We start from the raw sequence: 18841 nt of genomic DNA, 5'->3' as shown, positions 1-18841 counted from the left end.
CCTTGCCCCTGTCCGGTGCATGGGAATCCCCGTTCCCCGCATCCGACGCGCTGGACAATGGCAGGATGGCGCGGGGGGACAAGTGTTTTTCGCACCCCGCCGCAAAAAATGGGAGCGCTACCCCCGATCGCGCCGGATCGCGGCCAGATCATCGGGCCGGTTGATGTTGGGCAGGACCAACCCCGGCAGCGTCACGGTGCGCGCATCGATCCGCGCCAGCCAGCCCCGGATCGACCGGTTGTTATCCTCCGCCAGATGCGCGTCCAGTTCGGGCGCCAGCGCCGCCGGCCACCAGCCGAGCAGTTGCTGGCCATCGAGGATCGCGGCCCGCTCGCCGATCAGCAGCGCGGGCAGATCGGCCGGATAGAAGGGCATGTCGCAGCCGCTGGTCAGCACGCCGTCAAAGCCATGGGCCTGCGCATGATGCAGCGCGGCGTTGAGGCCGCCCAGCGGCCCCATGTCCGGCCCCGGCCGGTCGGGCAGGCTCAGATGTCCTTCCTCGGCCCGGCCACAGATTGCGATCGCGGCGACATGGGGGGACAGCGCATCGATCGCATGGTCGATCAGCCGCCGCCCGTCGAGCAGCGCCGCTGCCTTGTCGCTGCCGAAGCGGGTCGCGCGTCCGCCCGCCATTATCGCCCCCAACAGCCTGGCCATGCCCGCCCCTCCTGCCGATCCGGTCCCATCCGCTTTGACATTGGCAGGGCACAGGGGCAAGGGTTCGGGCCGATGGCAGGCGCGCCCCGCGCGCCGCCCCTTCCCGGCGAGACCCCGATGCATCTGCATGATTTCGATATCGACCTGTTCCTGCGCGACTATTGGCAGCAAAAACCGCTGCTGATCCGCAATCCCTGGGCGCAATGGACCAACCCGCTGGCGCCCGAGGAACTGGCGGGCCTCGCCTGCGAGGAGGGCGTCGAGTCGCGGCTGGTGGTGCAGGCGGACGGCGACTGGAAAATGGAACAGGGGCCGCTGGCCGAAGATCGCTTCGCCGCGCTCGGCACCAGCCCCTGGACCCTACTGGTGCAGGCGGTGGATCATCAGGTGCCCGATGTCGCGGCGCTGATCGCCCCGTTCCGCTTCATCCCCGACTGGCGGATCGACGATGTCATGGTCAGCTATGCCAGCGACGGCGGCGGCGTCGGCCCGCATTTCGACCAATATGACGTCTTCCTGATCCAGGGCGCGGGCCGCCGCCGCTGGCGCATCGGCCAGATGTGCGACGATAACAGCCCGCTGCGCCCCCATGCCGATCTGCGCCTGCTGGCCGAATTCGACGCGACCGACGAATGGGTGCTGGAACCCGGCGACATCCTCTATGTCCCGCCCGGCATCGCCCATGATGGCGTCGCGGTGGGCGATGATTGCATGACCTATTCGGTCGGCTTCCGTGCGCCGGCGCGCAGCGAACTGATCGAGGGCTGGACCGACCGGCTGCTCGAAGGGCTGGGCGAGGATGATCGCTATGCCGACCCCGCCTTGGCGCGCCAGGCCAATCCCGGCGAGATCGCGCCGGCCGCGCTGGCCCGGTTGCAGGCGATGGTGCTGGAGCAATTGGCCGATCCCGCCGGCTTTGCCCGCTGGTTCGGCGAATATAGCAGCACCCGCAAATATCCCGAGATCGACTGGGCACCCGAAGAAGCGATCGACGCCGCATCCATGCAGGCGCTGGTGGCGGAAGGCGCGTCCCTGCGCCGCAATCCGGCCAGCCGCTTCGCCTTCGTCCGGGCGGAAGAGGCCATCATGCTGTTCGTCGATGGCGCGTCGCATGACTGCATCGGTGCCAGCGCGGTGCTGGCGGAGCAATTGTGCGCGGACGAGGCGCTGGAGCTTGATCCGGCGCTGGCCGACGACGATGCGGCGATCGCCCTGCTGGTGCTGCTCCATAATCAGGGCAGCATCGCGTTCGAGGATGAGGAGGACGACGCGTGGGACGACTGATCCTCCTCAACAAGCCCTATGGCGTGCTGTGCCAGTTCAGCGACGAGCGCACCGGCCCGCCGCGCCCGACCCTGGCCGATTATGTCGACCAGCCCGGCGTCTATCCCGCCGGCCGGCTCGACCTCGACAGCGAAGGGCTGCTGCTGCTGACCGATGATGGCCGGTTGCAGGCGCGCATCGCCGACCCGCGCTTCAAGATGCCCAAAACCTATCTGGCGCAGGTGGAGGGCGACCCCGACGACGCGCCGCTGGCGGCGCTGCGGCGCGGCGTGCAGCTGAAGGACGGCATGACCCTGCCGGCGGAGGTCGAGCGGATCGACGATCCCGCGCTGTGGCCGCGCGACCCGCCGGTGCGGTTTCGCAAGAGCGTGCCCGATTGCTGGCTGCGCCTCACCATTCGCGAAGGGCGCAATCGGCAGGTTCGGCGCATGACCGCGGCGGTCGGCCTGCCGACCCTGCGCCTGGTCCGCTGGCGCATCGGCGACTGGACGATCGACGACATCGCGCCGGGCACCTGGCGGGAGGCGCCGGCGATCCTGCGCCAGGGCCGATAGAAGACGCCTCTCCCGAAGTTCACAGTGTAAACGGGCTTTTAGGGCCTTTTGCGCCGGCTTTGCCCCTGCGACGCGCCGGTCGCGCATCCATGACGCGTCACCTCCAACAGGGGGCGGGTCCGCGCACCGCGCCCGGATCGCCCCCGCCGCGCGCCGCCGACGCCACACCCACGCACCGGTTACGCGCCGGGCAGGCGCCGGATGGAGAAGACGGGGTGACGAAGGAACGCGCTGTCGCATCGCCAAGGGTAGACCAGAGACAGGGCGAATAGGAAAGCGGTGGGCGATGACGGCCGCGCGCGCGATCGGGTCGCGTCCGGCGCGACATTGCTGGGGATGAGCGGAAGCGACTATCTCCCGTCATTGATGGCTGACGGCCCAATGCTGCCCTCTCCCTCGTCGTCATCCCGGACTTGATCCGGAATCCATTCAGCAATCCCTATCTGGCGCAGTGCAGAATGGATCCTGACTGTCGTCAGGATGACGCCTGTGGGGATTGGCAGGCTTCGAGCAGAAGCGGCTGTTCCCTACTCCCCTCCCTTCCAGGGAGGGGCTGGGGGTGGGTGCGCCGCGTAGCGGCGGTCTACGGTCGATAGGGCAGAAGCTCGCTACGCTCGCAACCCACCCCAACCCCTCCCTGGGAGGGAGGGGCTATGCCTTGTTCCCACCCCCTATCACCCCTCCCGTTCGCGCGCCTTGACCTTGCGGACCTCGGCCAGCTGGCCCATCAGGATCGTCAGCGCATCACGCTCCGCCTGTGGCAGATCCCTGGTCTCGAAATGGCGGATCAGCACTTCGAGCGCGTCGCCGATCCGGCCGATCTGCCGGCCATAGCTGCCGACCTCGTTCAGCACCGTGCGCTCTATGTCGGGACGTGCCGTCTGGCCGAGCGCGATATTGATGAGGCCGACCTGGCCACCGCTCTGCGTCCAAGTCAGGGGATTGATCGCCTGCCACAGTCGTTCGGGGGCCAGCGCCACACTAAAGGGTTCCATGCCGTGCTCCTTGTCGGGGAAGGATGACGGAGGCGAAGCCTGCCATGGGCGCCGCATCGGGGCAAGATGCTGTCCTACAGCAGCCCGCTTTGCTATCCTTGCCACCCGGTTCCCGACTTTTCGATAGGATCGGCGGGGCGCAAGAAAATGTCAGAATGTGCGGGAAATGTGCGAAGTTAAGCGGATGATCTCCAACAAGGGACACTTTTGCGTGGCCGGCCGGATGCCCGCGCCACTGGATTGCCGCCCGTCATGCCCTAAATAGCGACAAATGCCCCCAGCCACGCCCGATTCCACGCCCCTTCCGCCCGCCTGGGCCACGCTGCGGCGCTTCATCCCCTATCTCTGGCCGGCCGATGCGCCGGCGCTGCGCCGCCGGGTCGCGGTGGCGCTGGCGCTGGTCGCGCTGGCCAAAATCGTCACCCTCGCCATGCCCTTCGCCTATAAGGGCGCGATCGACCGGATGGCGCCGGGGCTGGAGCCGGCCGCCGGCCTCGCCATGGCGCTGGTCGTCGCCTATGCCGGCGCGCGCTTTGGCGGCGTGTTGTTCGACAATCTGCGCAACGCCATTTTCGAGAAGGTCGGGCAGGAAGCGGGCCGACGCCTAGCCGACGACGTCTTCGTCCATCTCCACCGCCTGTCGCTGCGCTTCCATCTCGACCGGCGCACCGGCGCCGTCACCAAGATCGTCGAGCGCGGCACCAAGAGTATCGACACGATGCTCTATTTCCTGCTGTTCAACATCGCGCCGACGGTGCTGGAACTGCTCGCCGTCTGCGCCATCTTCCTGGTGAAGTTCGGCCCCGGCCTGGTCGCCGCGACGCTGGCCATGGTCGCCCTCTATATCTGGTTCACCCGGCTCGTCACCGAATGGCGCAACCAGCTACGCCGCGACATGGTGGACATGGACACCAGCGCCGTCGCCCATGCCGTCGACAGCCTGCTCAATTTCGAGACGGTCAAATATTTCGGCGCGGAGGAGCGCGAGGCGCGGCGCTACGGCACCGCCATGCGCCGCTATGCCAAGGCGGCGGTAAAGTCGGAAAACAGCCTCGCCTGGCTCAATATCGGCCAGTCGCTGATCACCAACCTGATGATGGGCGGGGCGATGGCCTATACCGTCTGGGGCTGGAGCCGGGGGCAATTCTCGACCGGCGACGTGGTGCTGGTGAATACGCTGTTGTCGCAGCTGTTCCGCCCGCTCGACCTGCTCGGCATGGTCTATCGCACCATCCGCCAGGGCCTGATCGACATGGAGGCGATGTACAAGCTGATCGATACCGAGACGGAGGTGGCCGACGCGCCCGGCGCCCCGGCGCTGCAGGTGGCGGGCGGCGCGGTTCGCTTCGATGCTGTCCGCTTCGGCTATGATCCCGAGCGCGAGATCCTCCATGGCGTCAGCTTCGCGGTGCCGGCGGGCAAGACGCTCGCCATCGTCGGCCCGTCGGGCGCGGGCAAGTCGACCATCGCCCGTATCCTGTTCCGTTTCTACGATATTCAGGGCGGTACCGTGTCGATCGACGGGCAGGACATATCCGCCGTGACGCAGGCCTCGCTGCGCGCCGCGATCGGCATCGTGCCGCAGGACATGGTCCTGTTCAACGACACGGTCGGCTATAATATCGGCTATGGCCGCGAAGGCGCGAGTCAGGATGAAATCGAGGCCGCAGCCAAGGCGGCATCGATCCATGATTTCATCATGAGCCTGCCGCAGGGCTATGACACCCGCGTCGGCGAACGCGGCCTCAAGCTGTCGGGCGGCGAGAAGCAACGCGTCGCCATCGCCCGCACCCTGCTGAAAGACCCGCCGGTGCTGGTGCTGGACGAAGCCACCAGCGCCCTCGACAGTCGCACCGAGACCGAAATCCAGACCGTGCTGCGCGACATCAGCCGCAAGCGCACGACATTGGTCGTGGCCCATCGCCTGTCGACCGTGGTCGATGCCGACGAGATCATCGTGCTGGACGCGGGCCGCATCGTCGAGCGCGGCCGCCATGCCGATCTGGTCCGCGCCGACGGTCTCTACGCCACCATGTGGGCGCGCCAGGCGACCGAACGCGACGACATGCCGCAGGAGCCGGGCATCGAGGATATGTTCGAGGTCGCCCCGCAATAAATGGTCAGCGCTCGCTGATCTGCGCCAGCGGATCGAGCCGGGCCTGCCAGCCCAGCCGGTCCAGTTCGGGCGTGTCGGCGACGGCTTCGGGATAGCCCAGGCACAGCAGGGCAGCGAAGGTCCAGTCGTCGGGCACCGCCAGCGTCCGCGCGACGAAGGCCGGGTCGAGGATCGATACCCAGCCGAGCGCCAGCCCACGCGCCCGCGCGGCCAGCCACAGCGTGTGGATCGCCAGCATCACCGAATGGAGCCGGGTCTGCGGCATGGTCGCAGCGCCCAGCCCCGCGCCGGCCGATGTCGCATCATCGCAGAAGACGGCGATGATCTCCGGCGCCTCGCCCAGCCCGTGCAGCTTCAGCGCGCGATAGGCATCATGTCGGGTCGCGTCGGTGATCTGGCTGGTGGCCCGCTCCCGCTCGGCATCGACATGATCGGCCAATGCCGCGCGCAGGGGTGGCGTCCGCACCCGGACGAAGCGCCAGGGCTGGCTGTTGCCGACCGACGGCGCCAGTTGCGCCAGCGTCAGCAGCTCCAGCACCATCGCCTCGTCCAGCGGATCGGTGCGGAAATGGCGCACGTCGCGGCGCCAGGTCAGCAGCTCCGTCAGCGTCACGCAGAAATCGGGATCGAAGGCCTGCATCAATATTCGATGCCGGCCTGCGCCTTCACCCCGCTGCGGAAGGGATGCTTGATCATGGTCATTTCGGTGACCAGATCGGCCGCCTCGATCAGCGCCTCGGGCGCATTGCGGCCGGTGACGACGACATGCTTCATCGCGTCCCTGCCGGTCAGCACCGCCAGCACCTCGTCCAGCGGCAGATAATCGTAGCGCAGCACGATGTTGAGTTCATCGGCCAGCACCAGGGCATAGTCGGGGTCGGCGACCATGCGCTTCACCTCGTCCCACGCCTCACGCGCGAGCGCGATGTCGCGGCTGCGATCCTGGGTGTTCCAGGTAAAGCCCTCGCCCATCGGCTTGAACTCGACCTGCTCGGGAAAGGCATCGAACACCGCCTTCTCGCCGGTGGTCATCGCGCCCTTCACGAACTGGACCACGCCGACCTTCTTGCCATGGCCGATCATCCGGACGACCATGCCCAGCGCCGCCGTGGTCTTGCCCTTGCCCTTGCCGGTATGGACGATCAGCAGGCCCTTTTCCTGGGTCTTGGTCGCCATGATCTTGTCATGGGCGGCCTGCTTCTTCTTCATCTTTTCCGCATGCTGTTCGTCGGTGCGTTCGACCATCGTCACTCTCCTGCAAGCTCGGCGAGCAGCATGCCCGCGCTGTTCGATCTGGGTTTCCACAGGCCGCGTTCCAGCGCCTCGGCCAGCCGGGCAGCGGTCTCGCGCAGGGCAGCGGGATTGGCGTCGGCCATGAAGGCGCGCACGGCTTCATCCTCGATGAAGGCGGCGTGGACGGCGTCGAAATGATGGTCGCGCACCGCATGGGTGGTGGCGGCGAAGGCGAAGAGATAGTCGACCGAGGCGGCGATCTCGAACGCGCCCTTATAGCCATGGCGCATGACGCCGGCGATCCATTTGGGGTTGGTGACGCGGGCGCGGACGATGCGGCCGATCTCATCCTCCAACGTGCGGATCACCGGCCGCTCCGGGCGGCTATGGTCATTATGATAGCTGAGCGGCCTTGTGCCCTTCAGATGTTCGATGGCGGCGGCGATGCCGCCCTCGAACTGATAATAATCGTCGCTGTCGAGCAGGTCATGCTCGCGATTATCCTGATTCTGGACGACCGCGTCGGCCTGGGCCAGGCGGGTGGCGAACAGGCTGCGTTCGCTGTCCCCCTCCACCCCCGCGCCATAGGCATAGCCGCCCCAGTCGAGATAGACGTTCGCCAGATCGGCGCGGCTGTGCCAGATCTTCTCGTCGATCATCGCCTGCAGTCCCGCGCCATAGGCGCCGGGTTTCGATCCGAACACACGGGCACCGGCGCGGCGCGCGGCCTCCGCCGCATCGGCACCATCCGCCACCAGCGCCGCCTGTTCGGCGCGATGCCGGGCGGCGGCGGGATTATCCTCGTCCGGTTCATCGAGCGCCATCACCGCGCGGGCGGCGCTGTCGATCAGGTCGATCTGTTCGGGAAAGGCATCGCGGAAGAAGCCGGAGACGCGCAATGTCACGTCGACGCGCGGCCGCCCCAACTCGGCGAGCGTCATCATCTCGAACCCGACGACCCGCCCCGAACTCCATTCCCAGCGCGGTCGCACCCCCATCAGCGCCAGTGCCTGCGCAATATCATCGCCGCCGGTGCGCATGTTCGCCGTGCCCCAGGCGGACAGGGCGATGGCGCGGGGATAGTTGCCCTCGCGCTGGAGATAATCGTCGACCAGCAATTGCGCCGATCGCTGCCCCAGATCCCAGGCGACAGCGGTCGGCACCGCGCGGGTATCGACCGAAAAGAAATTGCGCCCGGTCGGCAGCACGTCGGGTCGGCCGCGCGTCGGCGCGCCCGAAGGTCCGGGCAGCACGAACCGTCCGTCGAGCCCGGCCAGCAAGGCCGCCGCCTCGCGCGGGCCACAGGCATCGACACGCGGCGCCAGATCATCGGCGATCGCCGCCAGCACGGCGGCGCTGGCCGGGCCGACCGGCGCCCCGCCATCGACCAGCGCCGCCGCCAGCAGTTCCAGCCGCTCGACCATGTCGCCATGGGTGCGCCAAGGGTCTGTGGATAAGTCCGCCAGCGGGGCCGGACGCAGCCCATGCCATGGCGCCCCCAGCACGCAATCGAGCGGATCGAAATCGAGGCCCAGATCATCGGCCAGCGCCCGCAGCAACGACGCCTGCCCCGGATGATCCAGACCGCGCGGCGTGCGCGCCAGCGCGATCAGCAGGTCGCGCCGCAGCCGCCCGTCCGGCGAGGCGGTGAAGACATGCAGCCCGTCGCGGATCTGCAATTCCTTGAGCTCACACAGATAATTGTCGATCGCGGCGAGCGCGTCGTCATCGTCGCCGGCGGCGCCCGCATCCTTGTCCAGCCCCTGGCTGCGGGCAAGGTCGATGATATCGCGGCGCAGCCGGTCGAGCCGGCGCGGGTCCATGCCGGCGGCAAGATAATATTCGTCCACCAGCGCTTCCAGCTGCTTGAGCGGCCCATAGCTTTCCGCCCGCGTCAGCGGCGGGGTCAGATGGTCGAGGATGACGGCGCCGATGCGGCGCTTGGCCTGTGTCCCCTCGCCCGGATCGTTGACGATGAAGGGATAGAGTTGCGGCATCGGCCCGGCGCAGATTTCGGGGAAGCAATCGGCCGAGAGCGACACCGCCTTGCCCGGCAGCCATTCCAGATTGCCATGCTTGCCGACATGGACCAGCGCCTGCGCGCCGAAATCCTGCGCCAGCCAGACATGGAAAGCGAGATAGGCGTGCGGCGGCGGCAGCGCCGGGTCATGATAGCTGCTCTTGGGATCGATATTGTAACCGCGCGCCGGCTGCACCGCGATCGCGACATGGCCGAAACGATGGACCGCAAGGCGAAAGGCACCGTCCCGCACGAAGGGATCGGCTTCAGGCGCGCCCCAGCGATCGACCATGGCGTCACGCGCGCTGTCGGGCAGAGCGGCCAAGGCAGCGCGATAGACATCAAGCGACAGGCTGACCTCGCCCGGCCGATCCAGCGACGCCCGGTCATTGGTGACGCTGCCGGTCATCAGCCGCATCAGCGCAGCGCCATCGCGCGGGGCGTCGCCGATCGCATAGTCGGCCTCGCCCAATTGGCGCAGGATCGCGGCGGCGCTGGCCGGCGTGTCGAGGCCGACGCCATTGCCGATCCGCCCGTCGCGATTGGGATAATTGGCCAGCACTAGCGCGACCCGGCGCTCCGCCGGCGCAGTGCGGCGCAGCGCCGCCCAGTTGCACGCCAGATCGGCGACGAAGGCGACCCGGTCGGGTGCCACGCGCGGCACGACGATGCCGCACTGGGTGCGTTCATCGAACCGCTCGGCCGCCTTGAAGGCTACGGCGCGGGTGAAGAGGCGCCCGTCCACTTCGGGCAGGGCGACATTCATCGCCAGGTCGCGCGGACCAAGACCACGGGCGGACCCGCGCCAGCTGCCTTCCTCGACCCCGGCAAAGGCGGTCTGCAGGATCGGGCAGTCGGCCTGTTCCAAGATGCCCGGCACGCGCGGTTCGGACGACGACGAGGCGGCAAAGCTGGTCGCATTGACGATGATGTCGGGCGCGATGTCGGCCAGCAGCCCGCCGAGCCAGTCGCGCACGAACGGCTCGCGTAGCGCGCGGACATGCACGGCGGCGACATTGAAGCCGCGCGCGCCAAGCGCCGCGACCATCGCCTCGACCGCGCTCAGCGTGCCGGCCACCACCAGCGCGCGATAGAAGATCAGCAGCGCCACCGGCCGCCCCTCGACCCAGGTTGCGCGCAATTCGGCCACGCCCGGCCGGTCATGGCCAGGCAGATAGAGGCCCGCGTCGGCAATCGGCAGCGGATGGTCGGGTTCGCCGACATCCGCGCCGGTCAGCCGAGCGGCGCAGCGCAGGAAGGAGAGCGCATTGGCGGTGCCGCCCTGACGCAGATAGTCACGCAACTGTTCGCGCATCGCCGCGGGCACGGTGGAGGCCAGATCCAGCGCCGGGTCGCCCTCCCGCCCGTCGGCGATCGCGGCGAAGGCGATGCCCCGCTCGCGCGCGAACTGCGCAATCTCGTCCACGCCATAAGGCCAGTAGCTCTTGCCGCCGAGCAGGATGACGCAGACGAAGCGCGCCTTGGCGATCACCTTCTCGACATAGAGATCGACCGAATAGGGATGTTTGAGCTGCAGCAGATTGGCCAGCCGCACGCTCGGCGCGTCATCGGGCAGGCGCGCGGCAGCGGCGGCGAAACAGGCCAGATCGCTGTCCGCCACGGTCAGGATGACGATGTCGCCGGGCGGCTGATCGAGGTCGATCGCCTCCTCGCCGTCGCTGATCGTTCCCGGCGTGGCGGACAGGAGATGCATCAGCCGAGCACGGCCTGGATGTCGGCCTCGATCGCGGCGCGGTCCAGCCCCTTCTGGCCGATCACCACCAGCTGGGTCCGGCGCGCCTCCCCCGCCTGCCAGGGGCGGTCGAAGAAATGCTGGATGCGCGGGCCGACCGCCTGCACCACCAGACGCATCGGCTTGCCGGCAACCGCGACCATGCCCTTGACGCGCAGCACGTCATGGGCGGCGATCAGCGCGGATAGCGCCTGCACCAACGTGTCGGGATCGGCCACCGCATCGCCGCTGACGACGAAGCTGTCGAAATCATCATGGTCATGATCCTCGCCCTCCGCCTCATGGTGCGAGGGGCGGGCGTCGAGATCATCCTCGGCCGCTGCGACGATGCCCAGCAGCGCGCCGATATCGACCGCACCATGGGCGGCGCGGACGATCTTCACGCCGGGCCGCGTCTCGGCATCGACCTGCGCCTCGACAGCGGCCAGCGTGTCGGCATCGACCAGGTCGCTCTTGTTCAGCACCACCATGTCGGCGCAGGCGAGCTGATCCTCGAACAATTCCTCCAGCGGGCTGTCATGGTCCAGATTGGGGTCGGCGGCGCGCGCCGCGGCGAGCGCCGCCTCGTCGGTGGCGAAGCGACCGGCGGCGACCGCATCGGCGTCGATCAGCGCGACGACGCCGTCCACCGTGGCGCGGGTGCGGATGTCGGGCCACTGGAACGCCTTGACCAGCGGCTTGGGCAGGGCCAGCCCCGAGGTTTCGATGATGATATGGTCGGGCGGGCTCGGCCGGTCGAGCAGGGCGGTCATGGTCGGCAGGAAATCGTCGGCCACGGTGCAGCAGATGCAACCATTGGCCAGTTCGACAATATCCTCTTCAGGACAGGCGGCGTCGTTGCAGCCCTTCACCAGTTCGCCGTCGACGCCGACATCGCCAAATTCATTGATGATGAGGGCGAGGCGGCGCCCCTTCGCATTTTCCAGCAGATGGCGGATCAGCGTGGTCTTGCCCGCGCCCAGAAAGCCGGTGATGACGGTGGTCGGAATCTTGGCAGATGCAGTGTTGGCCATGACAAATACTCGCGCGCCGGAGCAACCGGGGCGGGAGCGAACCGGGCGCGCACGCACGGCCGGCCGGCATCGCGGACGGGCGCTTGTTCGCCCGCAGATGCGTGACCGCGCGGCTCCAGCCGCCAACCTGTCGCTCAGACGGAACACCGTGCCCCGGCCATCCCCTGGACCAAAGCAAGAGCGACCTAAACGCTGGCAGGTCTCCTGGCTTGCGGGTCATAGCGGGAGGAACGGCCTTCCCAGGCCTCGCAGGATTTAGCGTCCGGCCCAGTGGCTGCTGATCCCGCATCGGGGACAGCTTTGTTCATCACGCTCGCCGCTCACAGTTGCAGGGACAGCTGCGGACTTGGATGCCATGGCATCCGCACCGCCTTCCCATTTTAAGCCCCCGTGGGGGCACCGGCGCGATCATGTCGGGACGATGCGAAGCGCCGTCCCTGGGCCGGTTCCTAGTCGCTTTGGGCAGCGGTGACAATCCAGCCATCGGCGATGGCGAGCGGCCAGAGCGCGATGCGCTGACCGACACAGGGGCCGCCGACACAGACACCATCGTCGCGGCGGAAAATGGCGCCGTGCCAGCTGCATCTGATATGGCTACCATCGGGGGTCAGATAATCGTCCAACTGCTGCGCCAGCGGCAGGCCGGCATGGGGGCATTGGTCGACAAAGCCGGCGACCTGATCGCCATCCCGCACGGCAAATCCATGAAAGCGGCCGGCGCGCATCTGCAGCACGAAATTGCGCGCCTTGCCGTCGGCAATCTCGTCGATCGGGCAGAGGCGCACGCCGGCCGGCGTCGCGAACAGGTGCTTGTCAGTGTCACTCATGCATCGGCGTCGGGCTGGCGATCGGGGTGCGCGGCGGCAAAGGCGGGGAGCGCGCATGCCGCCGCGTCCACGGCGCACAGCCGCGGAAAGGGCGTCAGGTCGACGCCGAAGCGCCGGGCATTGTAGAGTTGGGGCACGATATGGCAGTCGGCGAAGCTGGGCGCGTCGCCGAAGGCATGGGTGCCACCATGGCGCGCGACCAATGTTTCGAGCGCGGCCAGCCCCTCGCCGGTCCAGCGGGCGATCCAGGCGCGGACCTGATCCTCATCGGCGCCGAAATCCTGCCGCAGCGCCTGCAACACGCGCAGATTGCCGAGCGGATGAATATCGCAGGCGATGATGCCGGCCATGGCTCGGACGATCGCCGCCTCGTCCGGATCGGCGGGCAGCAAGGGCGGCTGGGGCCAGCGGGCCTCGATCCATTCCAATATCGCGCCGCTCTGCGTCAGCACGCTGTCGCCATCCACCAGTGCGGGCACCAGCCCCTGCGGCGCGATCGCCCGATAGTCGGGCGCGCGCTGCGCACCGCTGCGCAGGTCATGAGTGACCTGTGCATAGTCGACGCCCTTCAAGGCCAGCGCGATCCGCACGCGATAGCTCGCGCTCGATCGCCAATAGCCATGGAGGGTAAGGTCGCTCATCGCGCCGGCACGACCATCGCGCGGCATTCGCCAAAGCCGATCGACACATGGCCGGGGGCGGACGCGGTGGCGCGCAATGTCACCTCGTCGCCATCCTCCAGGAAGCAGCGTGTCTCGCCCGACGGCAGCTCGATCGGCTCGCGCCCGCCACTGCTGATCTCCATCAGGCTGCCATAGCCATCGCGCGTCGGGGCGGAGATGGTGCCGCTGCCCAGCAGGTCGCCGGGCATCAGGTTGCAGCCATTGGACGCATGATGGGTGACGATCTGGCTGACGGTCCAGTACATGTTGCTCGCCGGCCCCTGGCTCAGCCGCATCGGCGGCTGGCCTGCGTCGCGCATCGCCTGGGTGGAGAGATAGACTTCCAAGGTCAGCGCCAGCGCGCCATGGGCCTGGTCATCGGCATCACTGAGGTAAGGCAGCGGCGCCGGGTCGCCTTCGGGCCGGGGCGGCTGGGCGATGCGGAAGGGCGCCAGCGCCTCGGGCGTCACCACCCAAGGCGAAATGGTCGAATGGAAATTCTTGGCCAGAAACGGCCCGAGCGGCTGATACTCCCACGCCTGAAAATCGCGCGCCGACCAGTCGTTGAGCAGGCAGAAACCGGCGACATGATCGGCCGCCTCGCTGATGGGGATCGGGCTGCCCAGATCATTGCCGGCGCCGATCCACACGCCCAGTTCCAGCTCATAATCGAGCCGGGCGGTCGGACCCACCACCGGCACCTCGGCCTCGGGCGGCTTGCGCTGGCCGCGCGGGCGGACCAGTGGATCGCCCGACGGGCGGATCGAGGATGCCCGGCCATGATAGCCGATCGGCACATATTTATAATTGGGCAGCAGCGGATTGTCGGGCCGGAACTGGCGACCGATATTGTTGGCGTGATGGATGCCGACATAGAAGTCGCTATAGTCGCCGATCCGCGCCGGCAGGTGCAGCGTGCAGTCCGCGGCCCGGTGCAGCAGCGGCTCGACCGCCGGGCGATGGGCCGGGTCCGACAGCAGCGCGCTGATCCGGCGGCGCAGGGCGATGCGCTCCGCCACCGGCAGCGCCATCAGCCCATTGAGCTGCCCTTCCAGCAGCGGTGCGCAATCGATCAGCCCGGCGCCGACACAGGCAGCCAGGTCCAATATCGCGTCGCCGATAGCGGCACCGGCGCGCGGCGAAGCGCCTGCGGACGAGAACAGGCCATAGGGCAGATTCTGGATCGGGAAGTCGCCATGATCCTGCGCGCTCGCAACCCAACTGGTGCAAGCGGGGTCATGGGTCTCGTCTATGTGCCAATAGCTCATGGGGTCTCGTTCATCGGGGGAAGCGGGGCCTTGCGGAAGCCGGACCAGCAATCATCATAATCGGGTTGCAGCAGCGGACTTTCCATCGCCCAGCGCGTCGGGCGCAGCACCATCCGGCTTTCGAACATGAAGGCCATGGTGTCGGCGATGCGCTGGGGCTGGAGGTCGGCGGCGATCGCCTTGTCATAGCTCGCCCGGTCGGGGCCATGGCCGGCCATGCCATTGTGCAGCGACGCGCCGCCAGGCGCGAAACCACCTGCCTTGGCATCATATTCGCCATGGATCAGGCCCATCAGCTCGCTCATCACATTGCGATGGAACCAGGGCGGCCGGAATGTGTCCTCCGCCACCATCCAGCGCGGCGGGAAGATGACGAAATCGATATTGGCGGTGCCCGGCGTCTCGCTGGGCGAGGTCAGCACCGTGAAAATCGACGGGTCGGGATGGTCGAAACTGACCGTGTTGATCGTGTTGAAGCGGGTGAGGTCATAGCGCAGCGGCGTCAAATTGCCGTGCCAGGCCACGACGTCGAACGGGCTATGGTCCAGCATGGTTATCCACAGCCGTCCCATGAATTTCTGTATCAGGGCAAATGGCCGCTCGACATCCTCGAATGCCGCGACCGGCGCCTCGAAATCGCGGGGGTTGGCCAGGCCATTGGCACCGATCGGCCCCAGATCGGGCAGGCGGAAGGGCGCGCCGTAATTTTCGCAGACATAGCCCCGCGCCGCGCCTTCGGTCAGTTCCACGCGGAAGCGCACCCCGCGCGGGATCAGCGCGATCTGCAGCGGCGCGACATCCATCACCCCCAATTCGGTGACGATACGCAGCGCGCCCTGCTGCGGCACGATCAGCATCTCGCCATCGGCGCAGACGAAGGCGCGGTCGACCATCGAGGCGGTCGCGGCATAGAGATGCACGGCGCAGCCCTGTCCCGCCGCGACATCGCCATTGCCGGCATAGCTGATGAGGCCATCGATGAAGTCGACATCGCCCTGCGGCAGCGGCAGCGGGTTCCAGCGCAGCCGGTTGGGCGATGGCAGCACTTCGTCGAACGGCGCGCTGCGCAGCAAGGCTGCAGCATCATAAGGCGCGAAGGGCGGATGCGATGCCGCCGGCCGCATGCGATAGAGCCAGCTGCGCCTGTTCTCCGACCGTGGCGCGGTGAAGGCGGTGCCGGACAATTGCTCGGCATAAAGGCCATAGGGCACGCGCTGGGGCGAATTGCGCCCCACCGGCAAAGCGCCGGCCACCGCCTCGCTCGAAAAATGATTGCCGAAGCCGCTCATCATCCGGGGCGGCGCGTCACTCATCGACGGTGATCACGCCGCGACGGATCTGGTCCAGCTCGATCGATTCATAAAGGGCCTGGAAATTGCCATTGCCAAAGCCCTCATTGCCCTTGCGCTGGATGATCTCGAAGAAGATCGGGCCGAACATCGTCTCGGTAAAGATCTGCAGCAAGATGCCCTCCTCGCCGACATTGCCGTCGATCAGAATGCGGTTGCGCTTCAGACGTTCCAGATCCTCGCCATGGCCCGGCACGCGCTGGTCGACCAGCTCATAATAGGTCTCGATCGTGTCCTGCAGCCGCACCCCACGCGCGCGCAGCCGCTCGACCGTGTCATAGATATTGGCGGTGGTGAGAGCGATATGCTGGATGCCCTCGCCATTATAGTCGCGGATGAACTCCTCGATCTGGCTCTTGTCGTCCTGGCTCTCGTTCAGGGGAATGCGGATCGCCTTGTCCGGGGCGATCATCGCCTGGCTGAACAGGCCGGTCGCCTTGCCCTTGATATCGAAATATTTCTGCTCCTCGAAGCCGAAGAGGGTGCGGTAAAATTCGCTCCACACCCGCATCTGGCCGCGCTTCACATTGTGGGTCAGATGGTCGAGCAGGTCGAGGCCGACATTGTTGCGCGCTTCGGCTTCCCGCCAGCCGGGGAACTCGGCCCAGTCGGCATAGGGATCGCCGCCATCGGGCATGAAATAGAGATAGGATCCGCCAATCCCCTGGATCACGGTGTCATTCTCGTCCGTCGGCTTGCCACCATGGTCGAGCGCCCAGCGCAGCGCGGCATCGGGATCGGCGACGCGAAAGGCCATGGCGCTGGCCGAGGGGCCATGTTCGCCACGAAAGGCAGCGACGCGTCCGGCATCGTCGCGATTGAGCATCAGGTTGATCCGCCCCTGCTTGTAGCGGGTGATATTCTTGGTCGGGTGTCGGTGGGTCGCGGTGAAGCCCAGCTGCTCGAACTGGGCGGCCATCTTCTCGGGCTCGGGCGAGGTGAATTCAACGAACTCGAAGCCGTTGAGGCCCAGCGGGTTGGCGGGATCGTTGGTCATGGCAGGGTCCTCAAGCGGAAGGCAGATGCGGCACAAGGCCGGCAACGAAGGCGGGGATGGTGTCGAGCCGCAGCCCGGCGATGTTGATGCGGCCATTGCCGGCCATGTAGATGCCATGGTCGGCCCGCATCGCGCCGACGGCGGCTGGCGTGACCGGCAGCATCGCGAACATGCCGCGCTGGCCGGCAATGGCGGCAAGCTGCGGATGGGCCGTCGCCAGCCCGGCGCGCAGCGCATTGATGCGGGTGCGCATCTGGTCCAGCTCGCTCGTCCATTGCGCGCGCATCGCCGGCCGTTCCAGGATGGTGCGCACGATCGCCGCGCCATGATCGGGCGGCATCGACCAAATGCCGCGCGCCAGCGCGACGATGTTGGAGAAGGCGAGCGCGGACAGCGCGGCATTGGCCCCCTGCACCCACAACGCACCCACCCGCTCGCGATAGAGGCCGAAATTCTTGTCGCAGCTATAGGCGACCAGCGCATCGGGCACGGCGGCCAGCATCTGCCGCGTGGCGGCGGCGTCCGCCTCCAGCCCGTCGCCCAGCCCCTGATAGGCGAGGTCGATGAACGGGAGCAGCCCGCGCGCCGCGCACAGATCGGCAATCGCTGCCCATTGATCGGCGCTGAAATCCACGCCGGTCGGATTATGGCAGCAGCCATGGAGCAACAGCACGTCGCCGGCCTGCGCAGCCGCCAGATCGGTCAGCATCGCATCGAAATCGACCGCGCCGGCGCCATCCAGGAAACGGTGCGGGGCCAGCGTCAGCCCGGCCTCGCGAAAGATCGGCGCATGATTGGGCCAGGTCGGATCGCCGATCCACACGGTGGCACCGGGCCGGGCGCGGGCGATGAGGTCCGCGCCGAGCCGCAGCGCGCCGGTGCCGCCCGGCGTCTGCACCCCGGCGATCCGGTCGGATCCCGCCAGCGGGCCAAAGACGATGGCGGCGAGCAGATCGACAAAGCCCGTGTCACCCTCCGGCCCGAGATAGGATTTGCTGCCCTGCTCGGCCAGCAGCACAGCTTCGGCCGCCTTCACCGCCCGCATCACCGGGGTCGCGCCCGCCTCGTCGCGATAGACCCCGACGCCCAGGTCAATCTTGTCGGCGCGCGGATCGGCGCGATACTGCGCGATCAGCCCCAGCAGCGCGTCGGGCGCCTGGCGGTCGAGCGCACCGAACAGGGAGCGGCCGGGCGCCGGGGCAAGAAGGGTCGTGTCTGTCATAGAACCTCAGTTGCGCGGGCACGGGCATAGGCCTGGGTGCCTCTTGTGTAGATGATGTCGGTGTCGGCGATCGCGTCGGTCGGGAAATCGGGCTGCCCTGCCAGCTCCGCATAAAGCGGAGCAAAGTCGGTCTCGACCGTCTGGCGCAGCAGATCCTCGAAACTGTCGATGACGAAATAGCTCTGCTGATAATCGTCGATGCGATAGCGGGTGCGCATCAGCCGCTTGAGGTCGAAGCCCAGGCGATTGGGCGAGGGGTCGTCGAGCGCGAAGACGGATTCGCCATAGGAGGAGACGATACCCGCGCCATAGAGGCGCAGCCCCTCGGGCCGGCGGATGAGGCCGAATTCGACCGTGTACCAGTAAAGCCGGGCCAGCCGCTCGATCGCGCCCAGATCGGCGGCGCGCAGGCCGCCCTGGCCATAGGCCTGCATATAGTCGGCGAAGACCGGGTTCGCGAGCAGCGGCACGTGGCCGAAGACATCGTGGAAAATGTCCGGCTCCTGCAGATAATTGATCTGGTCGGGGGTGCGGATGAAGCGGCCGGCGACAAAGCGGCGATTGGCCAGATGCTCGAAGAAGATCCGATCCGGCACCAGCCCCGGCACAGCCACCACCTGCCAGCCGGTCGCCCGCATCAGCCGATCGGACAGTTCCTCGAAATTGGGGATGCCGGGGCGGTTGATGCGCAATATGTCGAGCCCGGCCATGAACTCCGGCACCACCCGGTCGGGCAGCATGGCGGACTGACGCGCGAACAGCCTGTCCCACATCGCATGCTCAGCCGGGCTGTAGCGGTCCCACGCCTGCGGGATCGTCCAGTCGGCCGCAGCGCCTGCGGGCGGTTCAAGCTCCTCTACCATCACGCCAATCTCTCACAGACCGGGCGTA

At 67.4% G+C, this 18841-nt stretch carries 16 protein-coding genes and 1 riboswitch; of the genes, 3 read left to right on the top strand and 13 right to left on the bottom strand.

Annotated features, from left to right (window positions below):
• Nucleotides 1–117 precede the first annotated feature (117 nt).
• A complete protein-coding gene (locus E5554_RS04670; RefSeq protein ID WP_136186100.1) occupies nucleotides 118–657 on the bottom strand; it encodes a molybdenum cofactor guanylyltransferase in 540 nt (179 codons plus the stop codon).
• A gap of 72 nt (nucleotides 658–729) precedes the next feature.
• Between E5554_RS04670 and E5554_RS04665 the strand changes: the two genes are divergently transcribed.
• Complete coding sequence (locus E5554_RS04665) at nucleotides 730–1941, top strand: cupin domain-containing protein (RefSeq protein ID WP_136186099.1); 1212 nt, start codon at nucleotides 730–732, stop codon at nucleotides 1939–1941.
• Nucleotides 1929–2495: a pseudouridine synthase gene (locus E5554_RS04660; RefSeq protein WP_136186098.1), complete on the top strand. Its 567-nt coding sequence runs from the start codon at nucleotides 1929–1931 to the stop codon at nucleotides 2493–2495. The genes E5554_RS04665 and E5554_RS04660 overlap by 13 nt, the downstream gene beginning before the upstream one ends.
• A 674-nt stretch (nucleotides 2496–3169) precedes the next feature.
• Here E5554_RS04660 and E5554_RS04650 read toward each other — a convergent pair.
• Entirely contained in the window at nucleotides 3170–3490 is a 321-nt protein-coding gene (locus E5554_RS04650) for a hypothetical protein (protein WP_037519480.1), read from the bottom strand.
• A gap of 271 nt (nucleotides 3491–3761) precedes the next feature.
• On the opposite strand from E5554_RS04650, the gene E5554_RS04645 reads away from it, so the two are divergent.
• On the top strand, nucleotides 3762–5606 hold the full coding sequence (locus tag E5554_RS04645) for an ABC transporter ATP-binding protein/permease (RefSeq protein ID WP_136186097.1): 1845 nt from the start codon (nucleotides 3762–3764) through the stop codon (nucleotides 5604–5606).
• A 4-nt stretch (nucleotides 5607–5610) separates the two neighbouring features.
• On the opposite strand, the gene bluB is transcribed toward E5554_RS04645, so the two are convergent.
• The 11 genes from bluB to phhA form a co-directional block, all read right to left on the bottom strand.
• Entirely contained in the window at nucleotides 5611–6246 is a 636-nt protein-coding gene (gene bluB / locus E5554_RS04640; RefSeq protein ID WP_136186096.1) for a 5,6-dimethylbenzimidazole synthase, read from the bottom strand.
• Nucleotides 6246–6851: a cob(I)yrinic acid a,c-diamide adenosyltransferase gene (cobO, locus tag E5554_RS04635; RefSeq protein ID WP_136186095.1), complete on the bottom strand. Its 606-nt coding sequence runs from the start codon at nucleotides 6849–6851 to the stop codon at nucleotides 6246–6248. The genes bluB and cobO overlap by 1 nt, the downstream gene beginning before the upstream one ends.
• 2 nt (nucleotides 6852–6853) lie before the next feature.
• Nucleotides 6854–10573 carry a cobaltochelatase subunit CobN gene (cobN, locus tag E5554_RS04630; protein ID WP_136186094.1) on the bottom strand — a complete coding sequence of 1240 codons (3720 nt, stop codon included), beginning with the start codon at nucleotides 10571–10573 and terminating at the stop codon, nucleotides 6854–6856.
• The gene (gene cobW / locus E5554_RS04625; protein ID WP_136186093.1) at nucleotides 10573–11625 is read right to left on the bottom strand and encodes a cobalamin biosynthesis protein CobW; all 1053 of its coding nucleotides are present in this window, start codon (nucleotides 11623–11625) and stop codon (nucleotides 10573–10575) included. The genes cobN and cobW overlap by 1 nt, the downstream gene beginning before the upstream one ends.
• A 176-nt stretch (nucleotides 11626–11801) precedes the next feature.
• Nucleotides 11802–12044, bottom strand: a riboswitch (cobalamin riboswitch).
• A 30-nt stretch (nucleotides 12045–12074) separates the two neighbouring features.
• The gene (locus E5554_RS04620; RefSeq protein ID WP_136186092.1) at nucleotides 12075–12452 is read right to left on the bottom strand and encodes a Rieske (2Fe-2S) protein; all 378 of its coding nucleotides are present in this window, start codon (nucleotides 12450–12452) and stop codon (nucleotides 12075–12077) included.
• Nucleotides 12449–13093, bottom strand: a complete 645-nt coding sequence (gene maiA, locus E5554_RS04615; protein WP_136186091.1) for a maleylacetoacetate isomerase — start codon at nucleotides 13091–13093, stop codon at nucleotides 12449–12451. Before maiA ends, E5554_RS04620 begins: the two co-directional genes overlap by 4 nt.
• On the bottom strand, nucleotides 13090–14382 hold the full coding sequence (gene fahA / locus E5554_RS04610; protein WP_136186090.1) for a fumarylacetoacetase: 1293 nt from the start codon (nucleotides 14380–14382) through the stop codon (nucleotides 13090–13092). Before fahA ends, maiA begins: the two co-directional genes overlap by 4 nt.
• Nucleotides 14379–15695: a homogentisate 1,2-dioxygenase gene (gene hmgA / locus E5554_RS04605; protein WP_136186089.1), complete on the bottom strand. Its 1317-nt coding sequence runs from the start codon at nucleotides 15693–15695 to the stop codon at nucleotides 14379–14381. Before hmgA ends, fahA begins: the two co-directional genes overlap by 4 nt.
• Nucleotides 15688–16728, bottom strand: coding sequence for a 4-hydroxyphenylpyruvate dioxygenase (gene hppD / locus E5554_RS04600; RefSeq protein ID WP_136186088.1), 1041 nt, complete (start codon nucleotides 16726–16728; stop codon nucleotides 15688–15690). The genes hmgA and hppD overlap by 8 nt, the downstream gene beginning before the upstream one ends.
• A 10-nt stretch (nucleotides 16729–16738) precedes the next feature.
• Nucleotides 16739–17950, bottom strand: coding sequence for an amino acid aminotransferase (locus E5554_RS04595; RefSeq protein WP_136186087.1), 1212 nt, complete (start codon nucleotides 17948–17950; stop codon nucleotides 16739–16741).
• Nucleotides 17947–18813, bottom strand: coding sequence for a phenylalanine 4-monooxygenase (gene phhA, locus E5554_RS04590; RefSeq protein ID WP_136186086.1), 867 nt, complete (start codon nucleotides 18811–18813; stop codon nucleotides 17947–17949). Before phhA ends, E5554_RS04595 begins: the two co-directional genes overlap by 4 nt.
• Between the last annotated feature and the right edge of the window lie 28 nt (nucleotides 18814–18841).

The sequence above is a fragment of the Sphingobium sp. PAMC28499 genome, from assembly GCF_004795815.1.
GTDB lineage: Bacteria > Pseudomonadota > Alphaproteobacteria > Sphingomonadales > Sphingomonadaceae > Sphingobium > Sphingobium yanoikuyae.
The sequence above is the reverse complement of the archived record's forward strand: the minus strand, read 5'-3'. Positions and strand labels throughout refer to the sequence as shown.